This is a genomic window from Longitalea luteola (assembly GCF_017356035.1).
GTDB lineage: Bacteria > Bacteroidota > Bacteroidia > Chitinophagales > Chitinophagaceae > Niastella > Niastella luteola.
The window spans coordinates 1-3,830 of record NZ_JAFIQX010000030.1 but is presented as its reverse complement, the minus strand read 5'-3'; the positions used below and the strand labels follow the sequence as shown (position 1 = coordinate 3,830).

3 protein-coding genes are annotated in these 3,830 nt (G+C 42.1%); all 3 read left to right on the top strand.

Going from position 1 to position 3,830, the window contains the following annotated elements; genetic code table 11:
* Positions 1-1,686: DUF5977 domain-containing protein (locus tag JUB15_RS28265; RefSeq protein ID WP_207516113.1), on the top strand; the 1,686-nt coding region annotated here is incomplete at its 5' end.
* A 25-nt stretch (positions 1,687-1,711) separates the two neighbouring features.
* Positions 1,712-2,269 carry a hypothetical protein gene (locus tag JUB15_RS28260; RefSeq protein WP_207516112.1) on the top strand — a complete coding sequence of 186 codons (558 nt, stop codon included), beginning with the start codon at positions 1,712-1,714 and terminating at the stop codon, positions 2,267-2,269.
* Positions 2,270-2,292: 23 nt separating this feature from the next.
* Positions 2,293-3,830, top strand: a 1,538-nt coding sequence (locus JUB15_RS28255) for a DUF6443 domain-containing protein (protein ID WP_207516111.1), incomplete at its 3' end; no start/stop codon positions are given.

Genomic DNA, 3,830 nt, shown 5'->3' with positions numbered 1-3,830 from the left:
AATGATTTTATTCGATCGGTTTATTCTAAAGGAATATCGCTTTTTGGTGAAACAGTAACAAACGTAATAGAAGGTACTGCCTATAAACACTTCTTATATCCTTATCAGAATATAATTAAGACCAGCGGTATCCGGGACAAGAATACCGGTAAGTATCTTATTACTGTTGAAAACTTCACTTATGATACCGATCCGGTTCCCAATAATGACAACCAGTTAAAAGAAACGCTGCGCACAAACAGTAAAGGAGAGTCTGTAAAGATCACGTACAGGCATCCTTTGGATTTCGTGGCACAGGCGCCCTACAACACTATGGTAGAGAAGAACCAGTTACAGGCGCTGGTTGAACAGGCGGAATATAAGAATGGAAGCAGCTTTTTACAATCTACCAAAACCAATTTCAATTATTGGGGCGATAATGCTTGGGGCGTAAATAACGCAAACAGTATTATAGTTCCTCAAACTATTGAAAAGAAAGTATTGAATAATAATGCTGAAGTTGAACACCGTTACAGCTATTATGATTCCAGGGGAAATATACTTACCCAATCGAAGGAAAATGATTATCCAAAAACCTATGTATGGGACTACAATAGATCTTTCCCCGTTGCTGAAGTGGTAAATGCCGATAAGAATGAAGTCTATTATTCATCTTTTGAAACAAGTTTTACCGATGCAGAGGGTTCGGGTAACTGGTTTTGTGCATCGTCGGCAAGAGCCAGCGATGCTTCTTCTCCTACCGGATCGATCTGCCTTAATATGGGTAGTACTGTTGTTAATGCCTATGGTTTGAACAGTGGCAAAAGATACCGGCTGTCTTATTGGTACAAGAACGGATCATCTGTGATTCCATCAATGGGCACGCACAGCCATATAATTACCGGCCCAACGAAAAATGGATGGACATATACAGAACGGGAAGTAACCGGCACGCAGCAGTTGCAATTAACAGGGACTGGCTACATCGATGAACTGCGGCTGCATCCGGTAGAAGCGCAGATGACCACATATACCTACGACCCGTTGATAGGAATGACGTCATCGTGCGATCAGAATAACCAGGTTACTCGTTATGTGTATGATGATTTTGGAAGGCTTTCGATGGTAAAGAACCATGATAACCATATCTTAAAGATGTATTGTTATAACTATCAGGGGCAGCTGGGGACCTGCTATACTCCAATTCCCGATCCAGCCCCACCGGTAGTTACTTATTACAGTGCTGACTGGAGTGGCGATTATTATTCGCAATATTGTAGTGAGGGAGCGCCTTTACCATATTACGTATCTGTGCCTTATGGATTGTACACATCTACTGTATCGCAGGAAGAGGCAGACGGCTGGGCGAAATCTGGTGCACAGACGGCGGCCGATGATTGGGGACAGTGCGAGGCGCCATTAGTAGACCTTGGCTTTTTTTCCATGGCCAATACTAGTTTTTATGTCACCTTATATAATGTTGAAACACATAAGACGTATTACTTTGATTCGTGGGAGACACAAGGAAGCGGAATTCTGGGCTATATTCCTATTGGTACTTATAATATTGAAATAACCGCATACGAGAATCTAGGGTACCCGCTTACTTTTAATGTGGATTGCGGTCATTATAATTCCGGGTATTTAACTGCTAGTTTCTACAACATATCGCTGAATAATGCCTGCAGCTCTATAGAGATATATTAACCAACTAGTTTAAACAGACTTTTATATGAAATATATATATTATTTTCTGGCGCTTACTGCTTTGTTTTCGTTCACACCAATTGAGAGTATTTACAGGCAGCCGCTGAAGAATATCAATGGCGATAAGATCGATCTTGGTCAATTCAGGGGAAAAAAGATGCTGTTTATTATTATTCCTCTTACCACATCAGATACTACTATCTCTGTAAATGATCTTTCCCGTTTAAAGGAAAAATATGCGGGTTCGCTCGTTGTATTTGGTATTCCCTCAGAGGATGCCGGTTTTAAAAAGAAAGATGAGGAAAATATTAAAAGAATATACGGTATCAAAGATGAGCATTTTATTCTTACTGAAGGTATGAAAGTAAAAAAAGGCGATGGTCAATCCAGCTTACTGCAATGGTTAACCCATAGGGATAAGAACCGGCATTTCGACCGCGATGTGCAGGGCGTTGGTCTTAAGTTTTTTGTAGATGAAATAGGCGAACTGTATGCGGTGATGGGGCCACGGCTAAAGCTTACCGATCCTTTAACAGACCGAATACTTTCTAAAGTTCAAACACAGTATAATAATAAAAACTAGTTCCTTATTTAATTATAGAATATATGAAGCAATTTGCTATACTTGGTATATTGCTATTTACCTTGTTGACGCCGCTCACGTTGCTGTCGCAGGGGAATAATATGAGCAATCCCATTATTATGGGCACTTATGGAAATGGTACCCACGAATACCATGATCAAAGACATAACTACAATTATGGGAATGACTTTGGAGACGCGAGCCCCGATATCTTTTACAGTTTTACAGTGCAGGGTATGGCCCGGATAAGCATTCAAACCTGCGCTTCCCAATTTGATACCTACCTTCATCTGCTGAATAATGCCGGTGATGCTATTGCCATCAATAATAACGGGGGTCCGCTTTGCAATGGAGTACAGGCCTCTATAAATTATACCCTTCAGCCAGGTACCTATTACATTGTAGCAGAGGGGAGTGGTTCCGCAACTGGTAGGATCTATCTGTCCGTATATCTATCGGTTGAGGCATTTGCCACTGATCCGCGCAATTTTATTCGCACCTGGCACGCTGCGGCGCCTGAGACAAGCCCCGCCACATTGAGTGATAAAGGGCTGAAGGAAGTTAAAGAAGCAGCTACTTATTATGACGGAATTGGAAGAACGGAGCAATTGGTGGTAAAGAAAGGTTCTTTAACCAGTTCTGCAAACAAGGATATAGTAACCCCGTTCGAGTACGACCAGTATGGAAGGGAGGTAAAAAAGCACCTGCCCTATGTGGCTTCTACAAATGATGGCGTATATAAAACGGATGCCTTAACACAACAAGAATCGTTTAATCAGAATTGGTATAGCAGCCAAAGTGAAAGTCATTTTTACCATCAAACAGCATACGAAGCATCACCGCTCAACCGGGTGGTTAAATCTTTAGCGCCAGGTGTGAACTGGGCAGGTGCAAATAGGGGTGTAAGCAGCGATTATTTGCTCAATACTGCAGCAGACGAGGTAAGGGTATGGACGGTGACCGAGGTTGCCAATGACTTTGGCATTTACGCATCGCCAGCTGCGTATGGAGCGGAGCGGTTATTTAAAAATGTAATTACCGATGAGCAGAATAAAAAGGTAATAGAGTACAAAGACAAGGATGGCCAGGTTATCTTGAAGAAGACACAGTTGTCAGACAACCCATCGGCAGGCCATGCAGGCTGGCTTTGTACATATTATATTTATGATGATCTGAAGCGTTTAAGAGCAGTATTGCAGCCCAAAGCTGTAGAACAACTGCCCATGAATGGCTGGCAATTATCAGCAGATATATTAAATGAACTGGCGTTCCGTTATGAATATGATGCAAGGGGAAGAATGATCATGAAGAAAGTGCCGGGTGCGGCTCCTTCATATATGGTATACGATAGCAGGGACCGGTTGGTAATGTCTCAGGATGGAATCTTAAGAAATGAGGGAAAGTGGCTGGTTACCCAATACGATCAATTAAACCGACCGATAGCTACAGGGTTATGGTTAAACGGTTCTTCTTTGGCCAGTCATCTGGCAGGCGCATTAAACAGTATATCTTATCCAGATGTAAGTACAGGGTGGGAACTGCTTACAGAAACACACTACGA

Coding starts and splice junctions, on each gene's coding strand:
- JUB15_RS28260 (WP_207516112.1), top strand. CDS start 1,712: ATGAAATATATATATTATTTTCTGGCGCTTACTGCTTTGTTTTCGTTC.